Origin of the sequence: Rhodococcus sp. B10 (assembly GCF_011770055.1) — a bacterium.
Classification (GTDB): Bacteria; Actinomycetota; Actinomycetes; order Mycobacteriales; family Mycobacteriaceae; genus Rhodococcoides; species Rhodococcoides kyotonensis_B.
In genome coordinates, this window is the sequence record NZ_JAAFYV010000002.1 from 87,220 (window position 1) to 110,908 (window position 23,689).

The window sequence follows — 23,689 nt, forward strand, 5'->3', positions numbered from 1 at the left end:
CGGAGGCGGCAACCGACCCCGAACGCATGAATGGCGCTTTCAAGCTATCTGTCAGCTTGAAAGCGCCATTCATGCAGAAGTTTTACTGCCCGAACGCCGGTGCGAACGTGGTGAACCAGGCGTCGTGCAGGTGCTCTTCCCAGAAGTTCCACCAGTGGGTGCCGGTGCCCGTGATGCGAACCTCGGGGTTGTTACCTGTCGCTCGGAGGGCTGCGACGTAGGCGCGGCTGCTGAGGCCCGACGCCGTTTCGAGCGGAACCATCTGCGCGAACTTGACCGGGTCGAACTGGGCGCTGACCGGGTTGACGGTCGGATCGGTCAGCGGCGAACCGGTGCCTGCCGAGACGAAGACCGAGGTGTTGCGCAGCGCGCCGACGTTACGCAGCGGGTCGTTGTAGCGCCATGCGTCCGACGGCCATGCGCCCCACATGTTGCGAGCGTTGCCGCCCATCTCGCCGACCGAGACCTGGATGCCCTGTGCGTAGCCGGGGCTGCTCGCCGACGGGTAGCCGCTGAACGACGCGACGGCCTTGTAGAAGTCGGGGTGGTGGGCTGCCAGGTTGAGCGCGGACGTACCGCTCATCGACAGGCCCGCGACTGCGTTGTTCACGCCGTCGCTGCCGAACTGCGCAGCCATGACCGGGGGCAGTTCCTGCGTCAGGAAGGTCTCCCACTTGACGACGCCCAGCTTGGGGTCGGGCTGCTGCCAGTCGGTGTAGAACGTTCCGCCACCACCGAACGGGATGACGACGTTGACGTGCTTGTCCGCGAAGAACTGTTCGACGTCGGTCTCGATGAGCCAGCCGTTGTTGTCGTCGGGCGCGCGGAGTCCGTCGAGCAGGTAGATCGTCGGAGCCGGGCCGCCGCCCGCCGCCGTCAGAACCTTGACGGGGATGTCCTTGTTCATCGCGTCGGAGTGCACGTAGACGAGAGTGGAGTCTGCTTGCGCGACGCCCGTACCCACGAACACGGCACCGAACGCAGCGATCAATACGGTCACGAGTCCCAGCAACATGCTGCGGGCACGAGAGAACATCAGCAATCCCTTTTCGTCCGTTCCGACCGACCTTCGGGTGGGAGGGTAACAGGGAAATAACGCGGACGCCTCTCCGTCACGGACGCTGAGCAGGGCTAACGAATCTAGACGATCCACCATGCCGCATACGGCGGGATCCACAGCAGACCGTCGGACTCGACGAGTTCGTGCTGAGACAGCACCTCACGCGGGGCGACTCCGAGCTCACGTAACCGCGCTCCCGGGAACGGCCGATGCTCACCGGTGACGTTGAACAGCCCGACGAGCGTTCCACTCGGATGCCGACGCGCGATCGCCAGCACACCGTCGTCGACATCGCTCAGCACTTCCACGGGCGCTTCGGCATGCAGCATCGGAAGCCCTGCGCGCACTGCCGCGATGCGGGCGATGCCGTCGAACACTCGCTGTGCGTCGGAACCCTCGTCGACTCGACCGGCCCGATCGGTGTCGGTGACGCGCGGCCGGTGAATCCACCGATTGTCGTCCTCGTGTCCCGGCTCGCTCGCCCAGTCCACGTCGCCCGGAGACCCGATCTCGTCGCCACTCCAGACGACGGGGATGCCGCCCCACGCGGCAACGATCGCGTGCGCGAGGAAGATCCGCGCGAACGCTCCGTCGGGATCCTTCCGCGACGGGCCGAGTCCGGTCAACCCAGCCGCAGTACCGCTGATGCGTCGATCACCTGTCGCTGGATTGTGCTGGAACACAACGCCTTCGGCCCAGGATCCTTCGAATTCGCCGGAGTACCAATCGGCCAGGAAATGCCGATGCCCCGCGCCGGTGATGCCGCGGCCCGCCGCGTCGCCGTCGTCGATGGCCCATCCGATGTCGTCATGGCAGCGCACGTAGGTGACCCAGGTGCCGCTCGGCGGCGTCGGCGGCAGTGATCCGAGCGCGTGACGCGCGAGATCGGCGCTGCCCGACGCCAACATCGACCAGACATGCACCATCAGACTGTTGTGATACGCGATGTCGGAGACTTTCCCGGTGTGCCGCCCGAGACCCAGGTACGGCAACAGATCTCGCGGCCCGACGATGGCTTCGGCCTTGAACAGTGTGGCGGGCGCGGCGATCCGCGCGGTGGCGCGCAGCGCCTGGGTGATCGCATGTACCTCGGGCTGGTTCTGGCAGTTGGTGCCGAGTCGTTTCCACAGGAATGCGATGGCGTCGAGCCGGAGCACTTCGACGCCGAGGTTCGCCAGATGGATGACGACGTCGGCGAATTCGAGCAGCACCGCCGGGTTGGACCAGTTCAGATCCCACTGCCATTCGTTGAAGGTCGTCCAGACCCACTGCCCCAGTTCGTCGTCGAACGTGAAGTTTCCCGGCGCGAAGTCCGGAAACACCTCCGGCAGCGTGGCCTCGAACGCGTCGGGCGTCGCGCGATCGGGATAGATGTGGAACCAATCACGGTAGGATGCGTCGCCGGCTCGCGCCTTCACCGCCCAGTCGTGTTCACGTGCAACGTGATTGAGCACCAGATCGACGACGAGGCTGATTCCCTTGTCGCGCAACGTCGTCGCGAGATCACGCAGATCGTCGTTGGTTCCGAGATCCGGTCGCACCGAGCGGTAGTCCATGACGGCATAGCCGCCGTCGTTGTCACCGGGACGCGGTTTCAGCAGCGGCATCAGATGCAGATAGGTGACGCCGAGGTCGGTGAGGTGACCCAGCCTGTCCCCCATGCCTTTCAACGTCTCCGCATACCGGTCGACGTAGCAGGCGTAGCCGAACATGTCGGGCCGTTGGAACCAGTCGGGCTGCAGCAGACGGCGATCGTCGAGCCGATGCAGATCGTCGGGACGCTGCACGAAACCCCGGGCCGCGACGGTCACCAGCGCGGCAGCCACGTCGTCGGGATCGGAATACAGGGTCGTCACGGCGTCGTGCAGATCCGGCCACCACCGCTCGAGACGGAGTTCGAACGTTGCGCGTCGATGGTCCGGCAGATCCGCAAGGATCCGGCGTGCCGTCTCGGGGAGAGCCACGTCATGAATCATAGGACTTACGGCGCGGTGACGACCCAGGCATGGCCGTCGGGATCGAGGAAGCGCCCCTCTCCGGTGACCGTTCCACCCGCCGTCACGGCTACATCCACCAGCCGCTGCGTGTCCGACGACGTCTCCACGCGAATCCCGAACACGACGCCCCGTGCGTCCGAACCGCCGTCGTCGACGCCGACGTCCTTCGCCAGTGCTTTCCGCTGCATCAAGCCGAGCCGGTAGCCGCCGGGGGCCGGCGCGAAATCGATGTACTTGTTGCCGTAATCGCGGTCCGTGGTGAGGCCGAGCGCCTGGTAGAACGATTTCGACGCCTTGGGTGAGTCGACAGCCAACAGGACCGCGGTCTCGGTCGGGACGGGCGGGTTCTGGGAGGGTCCGGTGTCCTTCTTCGTCGGCGCTGCAACTTTCCAGATCGATCCGTCGGGTGCGCGAAACACCCCGGAGAACGCCCCGAACAGCATCTTCTTGGCGGGCTTCAGAATCTCCGCGCCACCCGCTGCAGCAGCTGCAAGTACCGTCTCGACCTCGGTGGGTTGCTTCACGATGTACGACATCGTGTAGCCGCGGAAGCCCGTCGGCGGGGTCGTAGCGTCGCCGATCAGGATTGCGGCGGTTCCGTGCAGGTCGAGTCTGCCGTGCTTGGCCTCCGCGCCGAGCGCCGATGTGTAGAACGAGTGCGCGGCCGCAGTGTCCGCTGCGTCGAGCGTGATGTCGTCGAGGATGGTCGCCATGCGGATCAGGATAAAAGGGACACGGCTTCGAGTACTTCTCGATTCCTGATCGATGCCGTCACACTGTTCGGGTGAAGATCACCGATGCGCAGCGCCGAGCACGACTCGTCGCACGTCAGTTCGCCGATTCCGGGTCTCCGGAGGACGTGGTTTCCTCGTTGTTCGCTCTGCACGCAACGGACCCCGCGTCGGTGTATCTGTCGGTCCTCGCGCGTGCGCGGTCGCTGACCGTCGAGGACGTCCGCGCCGCGATGTACGACCGGCGCTCGCTCGTCCGCATCATGGCCATGCGTCGCACGCTGTTCGTGGTCGCACACGACGACGTGCCGACCGTGCATGCCGCGGCCAGCGTCGGCGTCGCGAAGACGATGCGGACACGCTTGATCAAGGAGCTGTCGACGCTCCCCACCGAGCCCGTCCTCGACGACGTCGCCGCATGGCTCGCGCAGACCGAAGAAGAGACGATGACGCATCTGCGATCGGTCGGATCCGCGACCGGTGCCGAATTGTCCAGTGCGGTAACGCTGTTGAAGACTGCCATTCTGCCCACGACCGACAAGGTCTACGACGTCAAGAGGTATGTCACCTCGCAGGTGCTGACGATGATGGCGGCCGAAGGGAAGATGGTGCGCGTCGAGCCTCGGGGCGCCTGGACATCGCGTCGGCACGCATGGGCGCCGATCGACGAGTGGTGGCCCGGCGGCATTCCCGACGTCGACGAGGCACAGGCCCGCCGCGATCTCGCACATCGGTGGCTCGAGGTCTTCGGTCCCGCGACGATGGACGACGTGCAGTGGTGGACCGGGTGGAACAAGACCCAGACACGTGCTGCGCTGGCGGGACTCGACACGGTGGACGTCGCGCTGGAAGCGGGTGACGGAATCATGCTGTCGGACACTGCATTCGACGAGGACGCGTCGGGAATCATGCTGATACCGGCCTTGGATCCGACGCCCATGGGGTGGAAGCACCGCGACTGGTACCTCGGTGAGTACAAGAAACCGCTGTTCGACACGTTCGGCAACATCGGCCCGACGATCTGGTCCGACGGCCGCATCGTCGGCGGTTGGGCAGTCACGCCTGCGGGTGAGGTGGTGACGGAGTTGTTCGAGGACAACGACTCTCGTGCGATCGACGCCGAGGCAGGGCGTATCACCGATCTGCTCGACGGGGCCGCGGTCGTCCCGAGTTTCCCGACGCCGTTGGAGAAGCGCCTGCGCGGGAAGTAGCCGACTTTTCGCGGCGGGAATTGTCGAGAACTGCCGGGTTCGCGCTCCTATCGTTGTCGGCAGAACGAAAGAAGGTGATCGGACGTGCTCGAACGTTGGAACGACGCACTCGCCTACATCGAGGACAACCTTGCGGGCGAGATCGATCCGGAGAAGCTGGCCCGCATCACGCTGACCTCGGAATACCATGTCCGACGCGTCTTCTCGGCTCTTGCCGGTATGTCGCTGACCCAGTACATCCGCGCGCGACGAATGACGTTGGCGACAGCGGACATTCTGAACGGGGACGGAATTCTCGATGTCGCGGTCAGGTACGGGTACTCGTCGAGCGATGCGTTCGGTCGAGCGTTCCGTCAGATGAACGGCATGACGCCGTCGCAGGCTCGTCGTCCGGGCGCCGTCCTTCGTTCGCAGCAAGCACTGTCGTTTCACCTCACCATCGAAGGACGGAGCACCATGCGATACCGCATCGTCGACCTACCCGAATTTCACATCGTCGGCCGCAAGACGCGAATTCCGTTGGTGTACAGCGGACCGAATACCGCCATGACGGAGTTCCACCGAACCCTGCCCGAGGGCACCGGGGCACGGCTCAAAGCGTGTGCCGACGTCGAAGAACTCCCCGAAATCCTGTTCGTCAGCACCGCATTCGAATCCGACCGCGCCGACGGCAGTCTGTTCGACTACTACTTCGCCGTCGCGTCGACGACGAACCACGACGACTGGGACTCGCTCGCAGTGCCCGCGTCGAAGTGGGTGGTGTTCGAAGCGCACAGCGAGAACGACTTTCAGCTCGCTCTGCAGCAACTGTGGGCCGACGCCTTCGGCGAATGGTTCCCGTCTAACCCGTACGAGGTGGTGCCGGGCCCAGAGATCCTGACGGTCACCCAGTCGAGCGACGACTGGACCTCCGGGACAGGTGAGCTGTGGATTCCGGTGAAACGGAGTTTCTGACGAAGAATTCACCCTCCTGTTGTGCGGTTCAGCAGGGATTTCCCGCACAACGGGAGGGTAAATTTTCGACGGGTCAGACGTTGAACCGGAACTCCACGACATCCCCGTCGACCATGACGTAGTCCTTGCCCTCCATGCGCACCTTGCCCGCGGCCTTGGCCGACGCCATGGAGCCCGCTTCGATGAGGTCGTCGAAGCTGACGATTTCGGCCTTGATGAAGCCGCGCTCGAAGTCGGTGTGGATGACGCCCGCCGCTTGGGGTGCGGTGTCGCCCTGGTGAATCGTCCACGCGCGCGCCTCTTTCGGGCCTGCGGTGAGGTAGGTCTGCAGGCCGAGGGTGTGGAAGCCGGCGCGAGCCAAGGCGTCGAGACCCGGCTCGGTCTGTCCGACGCTCTCCAGCAATTCGGCAGCCGACTCCGCGTCGAGCTCGAGCAGTTCCGACTCGATCTTCGCGTCCAGGAAAACAGCGTCGGCCGGGGCCACGGACTTGGCCAGCTCGGCGACCTTGACGTCGTCGGTGAGCACGCTCTCGTCGGCGTTGAAGACGTACAGGAACGGCTTGGTCGTCAGGAGCTGAAATTCCTTCAGCAATTCGAAATCCAGCTTGTCCTTCGCCGAGAACAGCGTCTTGCCGTCGTTGAGCACGGCCTGAGCTGCGATCGCGGCGTCGAGCGCGGGCTTGCGATCCTTCTTGATCCGCGCTTCCTTCTCGACGCGCGGGATGGCCTTCTCCAGCGTCTGAAGGTCGGCGATCGCGAGCTCGGTTTCAATGACCTCGATGTCGGCGGACGGGTCGACCCGGCCGTCGACGTGCACGACGTCGTCGTCGGCGAACACGCGCACGACCTGGCAGATGGCGTCGGCCTCACGGATGTTCGCGAGGAATTTGTTGCCAAGTCCTGCGCCCTCGGATGCACCCTTGACGATTCCGGCGATGTCGACGAACGACACGAGCGCAGGAACTTCCTTCTCGGAACCGAACACCTCGGCCAGCTTGCCGAGCCGCGGATCGGGCAGCGGAACGACACCGACGTTGGGCTCGATGGTGGCGAACGGGTAGTTCGCAGCCAGCACGTCGTTCTTGGTCAGCGCGTTGAACAGGGTGGACTTGCCGACGTTGGGCAGTCCGACGATTCCGAGGGTGAGGCTCACGGTCTATGGAGTCTACTTCCCTGGTCCAACCAGCCCGACACCCGTCGTGCGCGCGAATGTACAGCCGGCTGTACATTCGCGCGCACGGGTCGCGAAACGACCTACCAGTTGTTCGACGCGCTGGCCAACGTCGCGAAGAGCACGATGTAGAAGACGACGAACAGAGCCATGAATCCGACCCAGATCCACAGGGCGATCTGACCGAGCTTCTTCGCCCTGTCCGACGCGTACTGCGCCCCCTGGAAATCGCCCATCGCCCATCTCGGGTAGACGTTCGACGAATGCGTGAAGGCCGAGAATGCGAGCGGCCAGAAGAAGATGACCGCGGCCACCGCCCACCCGGCGTTCGTCGGGGGCGGTGGCGGCGGCGCGTACTGCGGGTACGTCTGGCCGGGGTACGACTGGCTTGTATAGGACTGGTTCGGGTCCGTCATGCAGGCACTGTAATACGGGCAAACGACGTTTTCGTGCGCTACATCCCGAACGGTTCGTTTCTGCTGCGAACCATTCGGCGCATCGTCACCACCTTTGAACGCAGCGGCCTCCGCCCCTTCGCGAACTTGTCACCCGCCAGGTCTACAGTGAGCTCGATCACAAGCACGTCTGCGAGGAGCGCTTTTCGATGACAGCAACCGCGTCCGAAAGTCCACACATCGAGCTGTTGAAGACCGACGACGATTTGCCGCCGGTCGGCGTCGTCGACAAGACCCCGATGACCGCGGCCAAGCGAGTTCTGTTCGTACTCATCGGTTTACTCGGCGGTGTGGCATGGACGATCGTCGCCATCATCCGCGGTGAGAATCCGAACGCCGTCTGGTTCGTCATCGCCGCGGTGTGCACGTACATCATCGCGTTCCGCTTCTACGCCAGGCTCATCGAGAACAAGATCGTGCATCCGCGCGACGACCGTGCCACTCCCGCGGAGATCCTCGAGAACGGCAAGGACTACATGCCGACGGATCGTCGCGTGTTGTTCGGCCACCACTTCGCGGCCATCGCAGGAGCCGGCCCTCTCGTCGGACCCGTCCTCGCAGCTCAGATGGGCTATCTGCCGGGCACGATGTGGATCATCATCGGTGTGGTCTTCGCGGGTGCGGTGCAGGACTTCCTCGTCCTGTGGATCTCGACGCGTCGCCGCGGCCGCAGCCTCGGTCAGATGGCCCGCGACGAGCTCGGCGTCGTCGGCGGTATCGCCGCACTGATCGGCGTCTTCGTCATCATGATCATCATTATCGCGGTGCTGGCGTTGGTCGTCGTCAACGCACTCGCCGAGAGCCCGTGGGGCGTCTTCTCGATCGCCCTCACCATCCCGATCGCGCTCTTCATGGGCGTCTACCTTCGCTTCCTGCGTCCGGGCAAGGTGTCCGAGGTGTCGATCATCGGCGTCGCGCTCCTGCTCTTCGCCATCGTCGCGGGCGGGTGGGTCGCCGAAACGGACTGGGGCACGGACTGGTTCACGCTGTCCAAGGTCACCGTCGCGTGGTGCCTCATCGCGTACGGTCTCGCCGCGTCGATCCTCCCGGTCTGGCTGCTGCTCGCACCCCGCGACTACCTGTCGACGTTCATGAAGATCGGCACCATCGCCCTTCTCGCGGTCGGCATCCTGATCGCACGTCCCGAGATCCAGATGCCCGCGATGACGTCGTTCGCCACCGAGGGCAACGGACCCGCGTTCTCCGGATCGCTGTTCCCGTTCCTGTTCATCACCATCGCCTGCGGCGCGCTGTCCGGCTTTCACGCTCTGATCTCCTCCGGCACGACGCCGAAGCTGCTGGAGAAGGAAAAGCAGATGCGGATGATCGGCTACGGCGGCATGCTCACCGAGTCGTTCGTAGCGATCATGGCACTCGTCACCGCGTGTGTCCTGGATCAGCACATCTACTTCGCCCTCAACGCTCCCGCGACGCTGACCGGCGGCACCCCGGAAACAGCTGCCGACTACGTCAACGGACTCGGCCTCAGCGGCGGTGACATCAGTGCGAACGAGCTCAGCCAGGCCGCGGCCGACGTCGGCGAGGAATCGATCATCTCTCGCACCGGTGGCGCCCCGACGCTGGCGTTCGGCATGTCCGAAGTGCTGCACCAAGTGTTCGGCGGCGAAAGTCTGAAGTCGTTCTGGTACCACTTCGCGATCATGTTCGAGGCGCTCTTCATTCTCACGACGGTCGACGCCGGTACCCGTGTCGCGCGATTCATGTTGTCGGACAGCATCGGAAACCTGCCAGGTTCGGCGGCCAAGAAGTTCAAGGACCCGTCGTGGCGTCCCGGCGCATGGCTCTGCTCGTTCATCGTCGTCGCGGCATGGGGTGCCATTCTGCTCATGGGCGTCACCGATCCCCTCGGCGGAATCAACACCCTGTTCCCGCTGTTCGGCATCGCGAATCAGTTGCTCGCCGCCATCGCACTGACCGTGGTCCTGACGATCGTCATGAAGCGTCGCTTGTTCAAATGGGCGTGGATTCCCGGTGTTCCGCTGGTGTGGGACCTCATCGTGACGATGACCGCGTCGTACCAGAAGATCTTCTCCGACATCCCGGCCATCGGCTACTGGGCGCAGCATGCGCAGTTCGTCGACGCGAAGAATCAGGACCTCACCGAATTCGGCACCGCCAAATCCGCCGAGGCGATCGACGCCGTCATCCGCAACACGTTCATCCAGGGCACGTTGTCGATCATCTTCGCGGTGCTCGTACTGATCGTCGCGGTCGTCGGACTTCTGGTGTGCATCAAAGCGGTTCGTGTCGACGACCTGCCCGACAACGAGGAACCGGCCGTCCCCTCGAAGATCTTCGGCCCCTCGGGTTTCATTCCCACCGCGGCCGAGAAGGAAATCCAGAAGGACTGGGACAAGCTGATCGCCGACGGCACCGTCCGCGCTCCCGGCGCCGCACACGCGGGGCATCACTGACATGCGTGGACTCTGGTGGTGGCTCACGTCGGTCATGGGCGACCGTGACTACGAGCGGTTCGTCGCGCACATGCGTCGAACACACCCGGGCGAGCCGATCCCGTCGGAACGCCAGTACTGGCGGGACCGCTACGCGGAAGCCGACGCCAACCCAGGCGCCCGCTGCTGTTGACGCTGATGGCGGATTTCCGCTAGCGGCGACGGTTCCACCGGTGACACAGTGGAACCCATGGAGTTGGACTTCGATCGCTGCTACCGGGCCGTCTCGGCACGGGACACCCGCTTCGACGGGCAGTTCTTCACGGCCGTGCGCACGACGGGCATCTACTGCCGCCCGTCGTGCCCGGCCACCACGCCGAAGGCGAAGAACGTGCAGTTCATGCCGACGGCGGCCGCCGCGCAGCAAGCCGGATTTCGTGCGTGCCGACGCTGCCAGCCCGACGCCACCCCCGGCTCACCGCGCTGGAACGTCCACTCCGATCTGACGTCGCGCGCGATGCGGCTGATCTCCGACGGGGCCGTCGAGCGCGGTGGCGTCGACGCGGTCGCGGACGCTCTCGGCTATTCGACGCGACAGTTGACGCGGGTACTCGGTGCCGAAATCGGCGCAGGGCCACTCGCCCTCGCACGAGCCCATCGCGCACACACGGCCCGCACGTTGATCCAGACGACGGCGATGTCGATGACCGATATCGCCTTCGCCGCAGGATTCTCCAGCGTCCGGCAGTTCAACGACACCGTGCGCGAGGTGTTCGCCGCCAATCCGACGGAATTGCGAACCGAAGCGGAGAAGCGAACGACGTTGTCCAGCAATGGAACCGTCACGCTCCGTCTCCCCTACCGCCGCCCGCTCGATCGAACCTGGCTGAACTGGTTCCTGAAAGCACACGTCGTACCGGGTATCGAAGCATGGGACGACGGCGTCTACCGCAGGTCCCTGCGTCTGCCCCACGGCCACGGCATCGTCGGACTGCGTATCGAGGACGGGTACGTCGACACGACGCTCGGCCTGCAGGACATGCGTGACCTGTCCCCCGCCGTCGCGCGCATTCGGCACCTACTGGATCTCGACGCGGACCCCGAGGCCGTCGACGCCGCCCTCGCCGAGGATCCGCACCTGCGTCCGCATGTGGAGTCTCGGCCGGGCATTCGCGCGCTCGGCTGCGCCGACGGTCCGGAACTGTTGCTGCGCACCATGATCGGGCAGCAGATTTCGTTGCGTGCCGCGGCGACGCACACTGCGCGACTCGTCGACGCACTCGGCACGCCGATCGAGGATCCGGCAGGCGGTACCGTCACGCGCCTCTTTCCTGATGCCGACGTCATCGCCGAACGTGGTCACGAGGTTCTCACCGGTCCGAAGAACCGGGTCCGAGCGATCATCGGGGTGGCCGACGCGGTGGCGTCGGGCAAGATCGTTCTTCATTCCGCGCGAGCAGCCGACGAGCTCGAACGAGAACTGCTGGCGCTGAGAGGAATTGGACCGTGGACAGCGCGCTACGTCGTCATGCGCCTCCTGGCCGACCCCGATGTTCTGCTGGACACCGATCTCGTCGTCCGTCAGGGCGCCGACGCGCTCGGCGTCTCACTGAAGGATTCGGAGCGTTGGTCGCCGTGGCGCTCGTACGTGTCGATGCATCTCTGGAACGTCGCACTCGAAAGAAGAGGACTATGACCGCGCTTTACGCCATCACGGACACCCCGATCGGCCCGTTCACCACCATCGTCGACGACGCGGGCGTGGTACTCGCGTCCGGATGGACCGCGACCGTCGACGATCTCGTGCCACTCGTCCATCGATCGTTACGACCGGTGGACATCCGGCCGGCCCCCACGCTCGGCAGTGTCACGAAGGCCGTGGACGAGTATCACCGCGGCGATCTGGCAGCTGTCGACGACGTCCCCGTCGCCCAGACGTCCGGTGAATTTCTCGTGCATGCGTGGAAAATCCTCCGTACCGTCCCCGCAGGCTCGCCGGTCACCTATTCCGAATTCGCGGCGATGTCCGGACGCCCCACTGCGATCCGGGGAGCAGCGTCGGCGTGCGCACGCAATGCTGCGGCGCTGTTCGTGCCGTGTCACCGGGTGTTGCGCATCGGCGGCGCGCTCGGCGGATTCCGTTGGGGCCTGCCTGCGAAGGAATGGTTGCTCGCCCACGAGCGGGGTTGACCCTGGCGCAGGTGGGTAGGCGCCCGACCGAAGACATTAGAGTCACACGTGTAGCAACAGTGACTGCAGCCGGGGAAAAGGACTTACCGACGTGACGGAACAGGCAGCGCCCACACCGAGGACCGGGCGCGATCGGGGCGATCTCATCGGCGTCGGCGGAATGTGGCTGGCCAAATGGTCACTCATTCTCGTCTCCGTCGCGGCGGGTGCATGGGTGCTCGGCTGGCTGATCTCGGCGCTGTGGGTCGTCATTCTGCCCGCGCTGCTCGCGATCATCGTCGCGACGGTCCTGTGGCCGCCCACCAAGTGGATGCTGCGCGTCGGCTTCCCTGCCGCGCTCGCAGCGACGCTGTCGCTCGTCGTGTTCTTCCTCGTCATCGGCGGCATCATCACGTTGATCGTGCCGTCGGTCGTCGACTCCGCTCCCGAGTTGGTCGACAAGGCGTCGGCAGGTGTGTCCCAGGTGCAGGACTGGCTGAAGGGCCCGCCGGTCAACTTGCAGGACGAGCAGATCGACAACGCCGTCTCCGCCATCACCTCACGACTGCAGGAGAGCGGCACGGCGATTGCGTCCGGCGTGTTCACGGGAGTGTCCGCCGCAGGTTCGATCCTCGTGACACTCGCACTCGTGCTGGTTCTGACGTTCTTCTTCGTCAAGGACGGCGTGAAGTTCATCCCGTGGTTGCACGGATTCGCCGGCGGTCGCGCCGGAAAGCACCTCGCCGAAATCCTGGCCCGCATGTGGGCGACGCTCGGCGGATTCATTCGCACGCAGGCAATCGTCAGCCTCATCGACGCCTTCTTCATCGGACTGGGACTCGTCATTCTCGGCGTCCCCTTGGCCCTCGTGTTGGCCACGATCACTTTCCTCGGCGGCTTCATCCCGATCGTCGGTGCGTTCGTCGCAGGCGCCCTCGCGGTTCTGGTCGCTCTCGTGGCCAACGGACCGACGACCGCCCTGATCGTGCTGGTCATCATCATCGCGGTGCAGCAACTCGAAGGCAACGTGCTGCAACCGATCCTCCAGAGCCGAAGCATGAACCTGCACCCGGCGATCGTGCTTCTCGCGGTCACCGGCGGCGGTTCGGTGTTCGGCATCATCGGCGCGTTCCTCGCCGTTCCCGCTGCGGCCGTCGCTGCCGTCCTGATCCGCTACGTATCCGAGCAAATTGACGAACGCTCCGTCGAAGCCGACCGGAGCCAACTCGAGGACGAGGCACCCGACACCGAGGACCTCGTCACCGACGAGGACGGCAACAACAAGGACGCGAAGATCGACAAATAGTCAGGACGCCGCGAACAACTCGATTCGCGACCCTACTCGCTCACGGACCACGTGCAGCCTGCTCGGAATGCGTTGCCGCATCTCGTCGACGTGACTGACGATGCCGACGACGCGTCCGCCTGCCCGTAGTTCGTCCAGGACGCCCATCACCGATTCGAGTGTGTCCGCATCGAGTGTGCCGAACCCTTCGTCGATGAACATCGTGTCGAGTACGACGCCGCCCGATTCGGCTGCGACGACGTCGGCCAGGCCGAGGGCGAGTGCGAGCGAGGCGAGGAACGACTCGCCGCCGGACAGCGTCTTCGCGGAACGGACGACGCCTGTGTAGTCGTCACGGATGTCGAGGCCCAATCCTCCACGGCGACCGCGCGATTCCGCTTCGTCGGAGTGGACGAACTCGTAGCGCCCACCCGACATGCGATGCAGCCGGATCGACGCCGACTCGGCGACGTCTTCGAGCCGCGACGCCAGCACATACGACCGCAGCGACATCTTGCGCGCGTTCTGCCCGCGACCGGCGACGACGTCGGCAAGTGCGGCGAGTTCGTCGTGCTTGGCACGCATGGGAGCTGCACGATCGACGGCAGCCCACAGCTGAGCTGTCAACTCCTCGACCTGTTCGGTCTTGCGTCTGCACTCGGCGTGCACGGCGACCGCGGCGTCGAGTTCCTCGGCTGCGCGGACAACCGCTGCCCGTGCCGGCTGCGTGTCGACGGGTTCGGTGCCGATCACAGCGGCGATGGCCGGCTCGGCCAACACCTGTTCCGCGTGCGCGCGAATGTCGTTGGCCGACAGCAGCCGCTGCTCGATGTCTGCTGCACGCCGAGCGGGGATCACCGCGTGCGCGGCGTCTTCTGCCGAGGCGAACCCCGACTCGGAGACGAGATCGTCGAGTTTGCGGGAGAGCGTTGCTGCGGCGGCTGCGGCATCTGCGGAGGCAACGCGCGCGTCGAGCAACGCGGTCGAGCGACGGATCAGCTGGTCCAAACGATGGGTGCGCTGGTCGATGCTGTCGCCGCCTGCACCGATCGCGGTCGCGACTCTGGCCCGCATCTGCGCGACGGCCTGCACGATCTGCTCCCGCCTCGCGACGAGTGCCGCGGCCTCCGATCGCTGTTCCGCGACGACGGTCGCGATGCGCTGATCCTCCGATCGGAGTTCGTCGAGGCGTGCACGTCGCGGCGCCAACGCATCGGCTTCGCGTCGCGCTGCGGTCAATGCGGTTGTGACCGAGTCGAGTTCGGCTGCGAGGCCTGCACTGTCGCGATCGCCCGACGCCTGCACCAGGCCTTCGATCGTGCGGTGGATAGTCGCGACCTCTGCGGCGCACGAGTCGACGGTGGCCGCCGTCGCGCGCTCGTTCTTCGCTGCGGCGTCCTCGTCGGCTTCGGTGACGGTGGTCTCGGCAATCTTCGCTGGATTCGGATGGGCCGTCGAGCCGCACACACCGCACGCCTCACCGTCGATCAGCGATGCAGCCAGTTCTGCGGCCATGCCCGTCAGGCGGCGCTCCCGCAGGTCCAGCCACAGTTCGCGAGCGTCGTTGTGCGTCGTGCGTGCGGCATCGAGCGCCTTCTCCGACTTCGCCAACGCAGCGCGTTTCTTCTTCAGTTCGATCGCCGCGCGTACTGCCTCGGCGACGCGCGCCGATGCACTCTCGAGCGTCGCGATCTCGGCCGATGCGTGCACGGCCGAGTCCACGGCGCGCTCGGCCGTCTCGATGGCCTCGGGCAGCGCGTCACGTGCGCGCTGGAGCTCGTCGATTCGCCGTTCCACGGCGTCGTGCTGCTGCGCCAACTGGTCGGCGATGCGTTCGTCTGCGTCCGCGCGCCGTTCGACGGACCGCAGCTCGTCGAGGACTCCGACCTGGGTTGTCCACTCACGCACGGCACGTGCGACGACAGTGCGCACGGCGGCGAGGTCCGAAGTATCCGAATCATGCTCCGCGAGAACGATTTCCGAGCCTGGCACCGCCGACAGCGAACGACCCGCCTCGACGACCGAGCGCATCGCCTCGACATGCGCGGCTGTGGCCGTCGCACACTCTTTCGCCAGTGCTGCAACCGGACCGGCGGCCGCGGACAGTTCGACTTCGCGGCGCATCGATTCACGCTCGGCGGCCGTTGCCTGGAATTCCGACAACTGCCGCTGTGCGACGTCGCGTCGCCGCTGCGCTGTTGCCGTGGATTCGAGACGGCCCAGAGCTGCGACGGCAGCGTCGGACGTGGCGCGGGCGGACGCGAGAGCTGTCGCAGCCGATCGAAATGCGTCTCTGCTGTTCTCGAGAATCTCGGTAGCCCATTCGACCGGCTGCCGATCGAGCTGCTCGGGCTCCCCCGCGGCGGTGGAGATCTTGCCGACCAACTTGTCGATCGCGATGGACGACGATTCGAGCTCGGCCGCGCTCAGCCGACGCCGCTCCGCGAACCACTGCTCGACGTCGCCGAATCGAGCGGTGTCGAACAATCGCTCGAGCAGATTGCCGCGCTCGTCGCTGTCCGCGCGCAGAAAACGGGCGAACTCTCCCTGCGGCAGCAACACGACCTGGAAGAACTGGTCTGCGCTCATTCCCAGCGCCGCACCGACTGCCTCGCCGATCTCGTCGAGACGCGTCAGGTTCTGACCACTTCCGTCGAGCCAGGTCAGCGACGCCTTCGCGTTCTGCTTGGTGGTGCCGGTTCCGCGCTTCTTCGCCCGGAAGTACTCGGGACTGCGGACGATCTTGACGCGTCGGCCGCCGAGTGTGGCTTCGAGCGTCACCGACGGCGCGGTGCCGTCCGCCGCGTGATCCGACAGCAGTCTCTTGCCGTCACGGCGCGCGCCGGGAACCGTGCCGTAGAGCGCGAATGCGACCGCGTCGAGAATAGTTGTCTTGCCCGCGCCGGTCCGACCGTGCAGGAGGAACAATCCGTCCGCGCCGAGCGCATCGAAGTCGACGCACTCGGTCTTGCCGAACGGACCGAAGGCTGTGATCTCGAGCCGGTGGAGCCTCACGCGGAACGCCCGAACAACGCGTCGTGGTCGACGCTGGAATTCTCGTCCTTGGCTACGTCGTCACGCTGCACGGACGCCAAAGCGCGCTCCAGCAAACCGATTTCGCGCGAGGTCGGCGCGCTGCGCATATCGGCGACGAACGACGTCGCGATGTCGATGTCGGTGCGCCCACGAACTCGGTCACGGTAGGTGAACTCCGACGTGTTCACCGGGCGAACCCATTCGAGATGGACTGCATGCGGAAAGCGGGTACGCAGCGACCGCATGGCATCGACCGGACGCACCGGATCGGTGAGAACCGCAGACACGTAATGCTTTTCGGCATCTGCGAACTCGTCGCTGCTCAGCAGCTCTTCGACGGTGCCCTGAAGTTGACTGAGGCCACGCACGATCGGAAGGTCGACCCGCTCGACGGTACCGAGACCGGCGGCGTCGAGTTCGAGAATCCAGACCGCCTTGCGGTGACTGCGTTCGCCGAACGAGTACGGCAGCAGAGAACCCGAGTAACGCACGCGCTCGCTCAGCGTCTGCGGAGAATGTAGGTGGCCCAACGCCACATAGTCGACGCCGTCGAACGCCGATGCAGGAGCGGTTTCGACGCCACCCGACGAGATGGTGCGCTCGGATCCCGTCGCTTCACCACCGACGATGAAAGCATGTGCGAGAACGACGGATCGGACAGCGGACCCGTCGGCGCGACGCCGATCCAGATCGGTGCGAACACGGATCATCGCAGCGTCCAGTACCTCCGCGTGCGTGCGCGCCGCGGGAACGTCGAGTTCGAGGCGAGTGGTTTCCGGTTCGAGGTAAGGAATTCCGTAGAACGCGACGGGTCCGAAGTCGTCGTCGAGCACCACCGGACGGTCGACGTCACCGACGCGCGTCATCAAGTGCAGGCCGCCCGCAGCGGCGAAAGCTGCACCCGCACCGAGGCGGGCGGGCGAATCGTGATTGCCCGACGTGGCCACGATGACCGCGCCTGCCGCTCGAATGGCCTCGAGGCCCCTGTTGCACACCAGCACCGCGTCGGCACTCGGCACCGCGCGGTCGTAGATGTCACCCGGAACGACGACGACGTCGATGCCCTGCGCGGCAACCAGTTCCGCGATCGCGCTCAGCGCCGCAGCCTGGTCGGCGAGCAGATCGACGCCGTGGAACGTGCGTCCGATGTGCCAGTCCGAGGTGTGCAGGATCTTCATGGGAACGACGGTATCGGCTGCCACCGACAAACTTCGGGCGGCGCTCCGAGCCGAACCTGTCGGTGCCCCGGTGCATCATCGTCGCCATGAACGTACTCACCGCACTGGGAATGGCTTTCGCCTTCGCACTCGGCGGCGCGCTCGGCTGGTTGATGCATGCGCAGCGCGTCGGTGATCGTGCCGTCCGTGCCGAGGCTCAGCTGGCCGCGCTGCGCGACAACGAGGCGCTGCTGCGTCGCTCGCTCGCGGCCGTCAACGAGGATTCGGCACGCAGGCATTCCGGTGTCATCGGCCAGCAGGTGTCCAGCCTCGTGGAGCCGCTGCACGACGCGGTCGACGCTCTCACCGAGCACGTTCGTCAGGTCGAGCACAACCGCATTCGCGCCTATGCCGGGTTGACCGAACAGGTGTCGGGAATGCACCGCGCATCGGTAGATCTGTCGACGCAGACGTCTCAGTTGGTCACCGCGCTGCGTGCACCGCAGATCCGCGGCCGGTGGGGCGAGATGCAGCTCGAGCGGGTCGTCGAACTCGCCGGAATGGTCAAGCACTGCGATTTCGACACGCAGGTCAGCCGCGAGGGCATTCGACCCGACATGATCGTGCACCTGGCCGGCGGCAGGCAGATCGTCGTCGACGCCAAGGTCCCGTTCGCCGCCTATCTGGACGCGGCGCAGGAACAAGATCCCGACGCGCGCGCCAGGCAGCTGACACGCCACGCTCGGCACCTGCGCACCCACGTCGATCAGTTGTCGGCGAAGGAATACTGGCGCTCCTTCGAACCGACTCCCGAGTTCGTCGTGCTGTTCGTCCCGGGAGACCCGTTCCTCGATGCTGCGCTTACCTCGGACTCGTCGCTCCTGGAATATGCGTTCACGAGAAACGTGATTCTTGCCACCCCCACCACATTGGTGGCGTTGCTCCGCACGGTTGCGTACTCGTGGAAGCAGGAGTCGCTCGCGGAGGACGCGGCACGCATCCAGCAACTCGGTCGCGAGCTCTACTCCCGGCTCGGCACCGTGGCGTCGCATCTGGACAAGCTGGGAGGGCATTTGGGCAAGGCGGTGGAGTCCTTCAACTCGACGGTGTCGTCCGTCGACTCGCGTGTCGGAGTGACTGCCCGCAAACTTCACGAACTCGAGCTCTTCGACGGTGATGTCGTCGACGTTCGACGCGTCGACGCACGCCCCAGACTGTCCGATTCGTCGTACCCGAGCCGATCGTTCGGGCACGTCGACGACGCGGTGGGCTGAACAGCCGCTAACCTCGAGGGGTGTCTACCTCCCAACGTGCCCGCTCCGGGGTACCGCTGGATCAGCGTTCAGCCTTCGCGACCGTGCCCGGCGTGCCTGCGTGGGGGGCAGTGGCCATCGCCGGCGGCGCAACTTTCCTCGGCTTCGTCCTCGACGCGGCCCGCGGAACAGAGCTGACCTCTGCGTTCTCCAGCCTGTACATCATCGGTGTCGTCGTCGCGGCGCTACTCGTCCGCTATCGAGGCCTGTTCACCGCGATGGTGCAGGCGCCGCTGATTCTGTTCGTCGCGGTGCCGCTGTCGTACCAGTACTTCACCGAGAATCCCGGGACCAGCCTGAAGGACATCCTTCTCAACGTCGCCATTCCTCTCGTCAACCGATTCCCGGTCATGCTGCTGGGTACGGTGCTGGCGCTCGGCATCGGCGCACTCAGGGTGTTCCTCAAACGACAGAACTCGCACGCGCCCGCAGGTGCGGCCAAGCGCACGATGCGCGACCGCGCCCAGGAAACTCGCGACCGTGCGCGTGAGAACCGGGCCCGCATGGCTCAGGCCAAGCAGCGTCGCTCCGACGCGCCGACGGCGTCCGCGGCTGTTACCGAGACGCGCTCGCGACGCGCCAATCGCAACGCCCCTGGCCGGAACGCGTCACGCGAACCGCAGCGCGACCACGTCGCGCCGAGAATCGACCGTCCTGCCGCGGATCCGTACCGGCCCGAGCGGGGCTACGCGTCGGATTCAGTTCGTCGGGCTGCACCACGGCCGCAGCAGCCTCGGGTCCCCCGGCCTCCGGAGGTCGACCCGTACTCGGCGCCGAGAACTGCCGCGCCCGTCAGCGCGCACATCCCGCCGCATCCTGTGCCGCAGGTGCGTTACCGGGACCGCGGAGACGCGTAGGACACGTAGGCCCGAAACATCGATGGCCCGCGGCAACCTGTAGACGGTTGCCTCGGGCCATCGATGCGTAGAAGGAGGAAGCGCGTCAGGCCCTCGCCGCTCGCAGTTCGCGCGGAAGCGAGAAGACCAGCGTCTCGTTGGCGGTCGTGACCGGCTGGACGTCGGCGAAGCCGTGTTCGGCGAGCAGATCGATGACGCCCTGGACCAGGATCTCCGGCACCGACGCGCCCGAGGTGATGCCGACGGTCTTGATGCCGTCGAGCCAGGCGGGATCGACTTCCTTGGCGTAGTCGACGAGGTAGCTGGCCTTGGCACCTGCGGTGAGGGCGACCTCGACGAGGCGGACCGAGTTGGACGAGTTCTTCGAGCCCACGACGATGACCAGATCGCATTCCGGCGCCATAGCCTTGACCGCGACCTGACGGTTCTGCGTCGCGTAGCAGATGTCGTCGCTGGGCGGATCCTGCAAAGTCGGGAACTTCTCACGCAGTCGCGCAACCGTCGTCATGGTCTCGTCGACGCTCAGCGTGGTCTGCGAGAGCCAGATGACCTTGCTCTCGTCACGGACGGTGACGCCCTCGACCGCGTCGGGACCGTCGACGAGTTGAACATGATCGGGAGCCTCACCCGCGGTGCCCTCGACCTCTTCGTGGCCTTCGTGCCCGATGAGCAGAATGTCGTAGTCGTCACGGGCGAACCGCTTGGCTTCCTGGTGCACCTTGGTGACCAGCGGGCAGGTGGCGTCGATCGTGCGCAGGTTGCGCTCCGCGGCCGACGCGTGCACCGCAGGCGATACGCCGTGCGCGGAGAACACGAGCAGCGCCCCCTCGGGGACCTGATCGGTTTCGTCGACGAAGATCGCGCCGCGATCGGCGAGCGTCTCCACGACGTGGCGGTTGTGCACGATCTCCTTGCGGACGTAGACCGGAGCGCCATGCTTCTCCAGTGCTTTCTCCACAGTTTCGACGGCGCGGTCCACTCCTGCGCAGTAGCCACGCGGCTCGGCGAGGAGGACACGCTTTGCACCTGAGTAGGCCGCAGCACCGTCGCCCGCAGTTCGTGCGATACCGAGATTCAAGGGAACAGCCGAAGACATACCAACAGGATACGTGTGGAACGGCGGGCACTCCGCTCCCCGAGCATGGCGGCTACCAAATTCATCCGTCTTCAGGCAGTCTGGTGTCCATGACTCGTGTCCCGTTTGCCGCACGCGTGGCTGCAGGTGTGGCCGTGACCGTCGTCGAAGAGGCGCGCAAGCTCCCCAGCACGGCCGTGACACTGCCGATGACCGTCATCAGCGAGATGCTGGCGACGACGATGCGCTTCCAGCAGCAGGTCACAGCCCTGGCGATCAAGGGTGACCAGGCGATTGCAGGCCTCCCCCTCCTCGGCACGCCGGACGAGGAACAGCCGTCGTGGGCGGTGTTCGACGAGGACGACACGAACGGTGAGGTCGACATCCCCGACCACGAACCGCCCGCAGCGACGGGCCGCTTCGCGCTGTATTCGACGCCTCCCGCCGAAGCCACCGAGGAGCCCGAACCCGCGGTGACGGCCGAGAAGCCCGACATCGTCGAACTCGTCGACTACGACACCCTTGCGCTCGCGCAGCTCCGTGCCCGCCTGCGCACGTTGTCGCTCGACGACCTGGAGACACTTCTGACGTACGAGAACTCCACCAAGTCTCGCGCTCCGTTCCTGACGATGCTCGAGAACCGAATCACCACAGCGAAAGCCAAGTGACAGCGAGTACAGCCGAACAGCCATGGCCGGTACGCACGGTCGCGATGAAGGTCGCGGGCTGGATCGATCGTCTCGGCAGTATCTGGGTCGAGGGCCAGCTGACGCAGATCAACGCGCGTCCGGGCACGCGCACCGCCTTTCTCGTCCTGCGTGATCCTTCCGCGGACATGTCGCTGTCGGTCACGTGTTCGCCGCAGTTGCTCGAACGCTCCCCCGTTCCACTGACGGAGGGCGCACGCGTCATCCTCTACGGCAAGCTGTCGTTCTACACCGGCCGCGGAACGATCTCGTTGCGCGCCACCGACATTCGAGCAGTAGGCGTCGGTGAGCTCTTGGCACGCATCGAGAAGTTGCGTGCGCTGCTCGCCGCCGAGGGACTGTTCGACCCCCGACTCAAGCGACCGCTGCCGTTCCTGCCGAAGCGGATCGGATTGATCACCGCACGCGCGTCGGCCGCCGAACGTGACGTTCTCACCGTCGCGCAAAGACGGTGGCCTGCAGTGCACTTCGAGGTTCGGCATACACCGGTCCAAGGCCCGACGGCGGTTCCCGCGATTCGCGACGCATTGAAAGACCTCGAGGGCAGCGTCGACGTCATCATCATGGCCCGCGGCGGCGGAAGCGTCGAAGATCTGCTGCCGTTCTCCGACGAGGCTCTGTGTCGCGCGATCTCACGGGCGACGACGCCCATCGTCTCCGCGATCGGGCACGAACCCGACAGCCCTCTGTCGGATCACGTCGCCGACCTGCGTGCTGCGACGCCGACGGATGCGGCCAAACTCGTCGTGCCAGACGCCGTCGCCGAGCAGAATCTCGTCGCCGAACTGCGCGCGAGAACCGCGGCAGCACTGCGCAACTGGGTCGCCCGCGAAGCGCGCGGCATCGAGATGATCCGGCATCGGCCTGCGCTCGCGGACCCCATCGCCGGCATCGATCGACGCGGCGAGGAAATTCAGCGACTCGTCGACGCGGCCCGACGAGACGTGCTGCGCGAACTGGCGAAGCAGGACACCCTCGTCGAACATCTGCGTGCTCGTCTGCAGACGCTGGGGCCGGCAGCCACGCTCGCTCGTGGCTACGCCGTCGTGCAGCGTATGGTCGCCGGCGAGGATCCCGAGGTGCTGCGTTCGGTGGACGACGCCCCACCCGGAACACAGATTCGTGTACGTGTGGCCGACGGTGCTGTCACCGCCGCGGTCATGGGCAAAGTTCGATAGGAGAGATCATGAGCGAAACACCCGTCGCGGAGATGGGCTACGAGGCTGCGCGCGACGAACTGGTCGATGTGGTCAAGGTGCTCGAGCAGGGCGGTCTCGACCTGGACGCGTCGCTGGCTCTGTGGGAACGCGGCGAGCAGCTCGCGACGCGCTGCGAGGAGCACCTGGCCGGGGCGCGCACCCGCGTCGAGAACGCGCTGGCCCACATCGAGGAGAACGACGCCGACAGCTAGGGTGTCAGCGGCGTGGCGCTCGTCGTCGCGGTCGCGAGCTCGGTGAACTCCTCGTTCGACCCGCTGCCGGTCACGAGCAGGCGCACGTCACCGAGGTCGGTGACCCAGACGGGCTCCTTGTCGCTCTGCTCGTAGACGATCCATTCCTTGCCGTCGATCGATTGCGTGCCCGACGCATAGCGCGGCTCGCCCACGGCGAACGGCACCAGCACGTCCTCGGTCGCGTTGGATTGGGTGAGCCTGATGTAGCGTCCGGCGCCGGAGATGAAGCCGACGTTGCTCACGTCGCCGCCCTGGTCGCCGGAGATCGACTGTCGGCTGCCCGAGTTGGGCGTCCAGTCCTCGGGAACCTTCGGGTTGCGGATCGGGAACGAAAGCTCGGAGGCGTCGTACTGCAAGGCGGCGTCGACGTCGAAGTTCGGGATCGGCCCCTGCTTGGGACCGCCCGGGCTGAGCGTGCATTGGCTGGCGATACCGGCGATCAACAGACACGCGATCACGAGCGGGATGAGAGACCACACCATGTCGCGGTTGTTGTTCAGAATCCGGGGTTTGCTGTTCGCCACGCAGTCCAGTATCCCCGCTGCTTGTCAGTGCTCGGTCGGCGCATGCCCTACGTCGCATGACGCGGCTCACGAATGAGATAATCGCGCCTGGGTACGACCCCCATCTACCAGGAGGCTACA

Annotated in this window: 21 protein-coding genes; 12 read left to right on the top strand and 9 right to left on the bottom strand. The window is 65.7% G+C overall.

All coding sequences use genetic code 11. The features are described 5' to 3' along the window. Positions 1–82 precede the first annotated feature (82 nt). From RhoFasB10_RS01715 to RhoFasB10_RS01725, 3 genes are all read right to left on the bottom strand, one after another. Positions 83–1,036 (bottom strand): alpha/beta hydrolase family protein, encoded by a 954-nt coding sequence (locus tag RhoFasB10_RS01715; RefSeq protein WP_068427906.1) that lies wholly within the window; start codon positions 1,034–1,036, stop codon positions 83–85. 104 nt (positions 1,037–1,140) lie between these two features. After that, complete coding sequence (locus RhoFasB10_RS01720; protein ID WP_167674837.1) at positions 1,141–3,024, bottom strand: alpha-amylase family protein; 1,884 nt, start codon at positions 3,022–3,024, stop codon at positions 1,141–1,143. Between the two features lie 17 nt (positions 3,025–3,041). Continuing rightward, entirely contained in the window at positions 3,042–3,770 is a 729-nt protein-coding gene (locus RhoFasB10_RS01725; protein ID WP_167674839.1) for a VOC family protein, read from the bottom strand. 71 nt (positions 3,771–3,841) lie between these two features. On the opposite strand from RhoFasB10_RS01725, the gene RhoFasB10_RS01730 reads away from it, so the two are divergent. Together RhoFasB10_RS01730 and RhoFasB10_RS01735 are read left to right on the top strand one after the other, a co-directional pair. Next, positions 3,842–4,999 (top strand): winged helix DNA-binding domain-containing protein, encoded by a 1,158-nt coding sequence (locus RhoFasB10_RS01730; RefSeq protein WP_167674841.1) that lies wholly within the window; start codon positions 3,842–3,844, stop codon positions 4,997–4,999. Positions 5,000–5,083: 84 nt separating this feature from the next. Further along, positions 5,084–5,953 carry an AraC family transcriptional regulator gene (locus tag RhoFasB10_RS01735; protein WP_167674843.1) on the top strand — a complete coding sequence of 290 codons (870 nt, stop codon included), beginning with the start codon at positions 5,084–5,086 and terminating at the stop codon, positions 5,951–5,953. A 73-nt stretch (positions 5,954–6,026) separates the two neighbouring features. On the opposite strand, the gene ychF is transcribed toward RhoFasB10_RS01735, so the two are convergent. Together ychF and RhoFasB10_RS01745 are read right to left on the bottom strand one after the other, a co-directional pair. Next, positions 6,027–7,106 carry a redox-regulated ATPase YchF gene (ychF, locus tag RhoFasB10_RS01740; protein ID WP_068427894.1) on the bottom strand — a complete coding sequence of 360 codons (1,080 nt, stop codon included), beginning with the start codon at positions 7,104–7,106 and terminating at the stop codon, positions 6,027–6,029. Positions 7,107–7,207: 101 nt separating this feature from the next. Beyond that, positions 7,208–7,540 (bottom strand): CD225/dispanin family protein, encoded by a 333-nt coding sequence (locus RhoFasB10_RS01745; RefSeq protein WP_167674845.1) that lies wholly within the window; start codon positions 7,538–7,540, stop codon positions 7,208–7,210. Between the two features lie 188 nt (positions 7,541–7,728). Between RhoFasB10_RS01745 and RhoFasB10_RS01750 the strand changes: the two genes are divergently transcribed. The 5 genes from RhoFasB10_RS01750 to RhoFasB10_RS01770 all read left to right on the top strand — a co-directional run bounded on the left by RhoFasB10_RS01750 (position 7,729) and on the right by RhoFasB10_RS01770 (position 13,468). After that, complete coding sequence (locus RhoFasB10_RS01750; protein WP_167674847.1) at positions 7,729–10,014, top strand: carbon starvation CstA family protein; 2,286 nt, start codon at positions 7,729–7,731, stop codon at positions 10,012–10,014. After that, on the top strand, positions 10,007–10,186 hold the full coding sequence (locus tag RhoFasB10_RS01755; protein ID WP_174551458.1) for a YbdD/YjiX family protein: 180 nt from the start codon (positions 10,007–10,009) through the stop codon (positions 10,184–10,186). Before RhoFasB10_RS01750 ends, RhoFasB10_RS01755 begins: the two co-directional genes overlap by 8 nt. Positions 10,187–10,243: 57 nt before the next feature. Continuing rightward, positions 10,244–11,689: an AlkA N-terminal domain-containing protein gene (locus RhoFasB10_RS01760; RefSeq protein WP_068427886.1), complete on the top strand. Its 1,446-nt coding sequence runs from the start codon at positions 10,244–10,246 to the stop codon at positions 11,687–11,689. After that, positions 11,686–12,183 (top strand): methylated-DNA--[protein]-cysteine S-methyltransferase, encoded by a 498-nt coding sequence (locus RhoFasB10_RS01765; protein ID WP_068427883.1) that lies wholly within the window; start codon positions 11,686–11,688, stop codon positions 12,181–12,183. Before RhoFasB10_RS01760 ends, RhoFasB10_RS01765 begins: the two co-directional genes overlap by 4 nt. Before the next feature lie 160 nt (positions 12,184–12,343). Next, positions 12,344–13,468, top strand: coding sequence for an AI-2E family transporter (locus tag RhoFasB10_RS01770; protein ID WP_240930833.1), 1,125 nt, complete (start codon positions 12,344–12,346; stop codon positions 13,466–13,468). Here the strand turns inward: RhoFasB10_RS01770 and RhoFasB10_RS01775 are convergent, their stop codons facing one another. Both RhoFasB10_RS01775 and RhoFasB10_RS01780 read right to left on the bottom strand, forming a co-directional pair. Then, positions 13,469–16,462, bottom strand: a complete 2,994-nt coding sequence (locus RhoFasB10_RS01775; protein WP_068427873.1) for an SMC family ATPase — start codon at positions 16,460–16,462, stop codon at positions 13,469–13,471. Then, complete coding sequence (locus tag RhoFasB10_RS01780; protein WP_167674849.1) at positions 16,459–17,661, bottom strand: exonuclease SbcCD subunit D; 1,203 nt, start codon at positions 17,659–17,661, stop codon at positions 16,459–16,461. The genes RhoFasB10_RS01775 and RhoFasB10_RS01780 overlap by 4 nt, the downstream gene beginning before the upstream one ends. An 86-nt stretch (positions 17,662–17,747) precedes the next feature. On the opposite strand from RhoFasB10_RS01780, the gene RhoFasB10_RS01785 reads away from it, so the two are divergent. Next, the gene (locus RhoFasB10_RS01785) at positions 17,748–18,914 is read left to right on the top strand and encodes a DNA recombination protein RmuC (protein WP_068429014.1); all 1,167 of its coding nucleotides are present in this window, start codon (positions 17,748–17,750) and stop codon (positions 18,912–18,914) included. Between the two features lie 20 nt (positions 18,915–18,934). Continuing rightward, a complete protein-coding gene (locus RhoFasB10_RS01790) occupies positions 18,935–19,810 on the top strand; it encodes a DUF6542 domain-containing protein (RefSeq protein WP_174551445.1) in 876 nt (291 codons plus the stop codon). An 85-nt stretch (positions 19,811–19,895) separates the two neighbouring features. Here RhoFasB10_RS01790 and RhoFasB10_RS01795 read toward each other — a convergent pair whose 3' ends face one another. Next, entirely contained in the window at positions 19,896–20,906 is a 1,011-nt protein-coding gene (locus tag RhoFasB10_RS01795; protein ID WP_167674851.1) for a 4-hydroxy-3-methylbut-2-enyl diphosphate reductase, read from the bottom strand. Positions 20,907–20,995: 89 nt separating this feature from the next. On the opposite strand from RhoFasB10_RS01795, the gene RhoFasB10_RS01800 reads away from it, so the two are divergent. Genes RhoFasB10_RS01800 through RhoFasB10_RS01810 form a run of 3 tightly spaced genes read left to right on the top strand, consistent with a single transcriptional unit; the run spans position 20,996 to position 23,003 of the window. Further along, positions 20,996–21,553: a lipid droplet-associated protein gene (locus RhoFasB10_RS01800; protein WP_068427864.1), complete on the top strand. Its 558-nt coding sequence runs from the start codon at positions 20,996–20,998 to the stop codon at positions 21,551–21,553. Beyond that, positions 21,550–22,770 (top strand): exodeoxyribonuclease VII large subunit, encoded by a 1,221-nt coding sequence (gene xseA, locus RhoFasB10_RS01805; RefSeq protein ID WP_068427861.1) that lies wholly within the window; start codon positions 21,550–21,552, stop codon positions 22,768–22,770. Before RhoFasB10_RS01800 ends, xseA begins: the two co-directional genes overlap by 4 nt. An 8-nt stretch (positions 22,771–22,778) precedes the next feature. Continuing rightward, on the top strand, positions 22,779–23,003 hold the full coding sequence (locus RhoFasB10_RS01810) for an exodeoxyribonuclease VII small subunit (protein WP_068427857.1): 225 nt from the start codon (positions 22,779–22,781) through the stop codon (positions 23,001–23,003). Here RhoFasB10_RS01810 and RhoFasB10_RS01815 read toward each other — a convergent pair. Further along, the gene (locus tag RhoFasB10_RS01815) at positions 23,000–23,569 is read right to left on the bottom strand and encodes a DUF4245 domain-containing protein (RefSeq protein ID WP_068427853.1); all 570 of its coding nucleotides are present in this window, start codon (positions 23,567–23,569) and stop codon (positions 23,000–23,002) included. The two genes, RhoFasB10_RS01810 and RhoFasB10_RS01815, sit on opposite strands and share 4 nt — an antisense overlap. Positions 23,570–23,689: the final 120 nt, after the last annotated feature.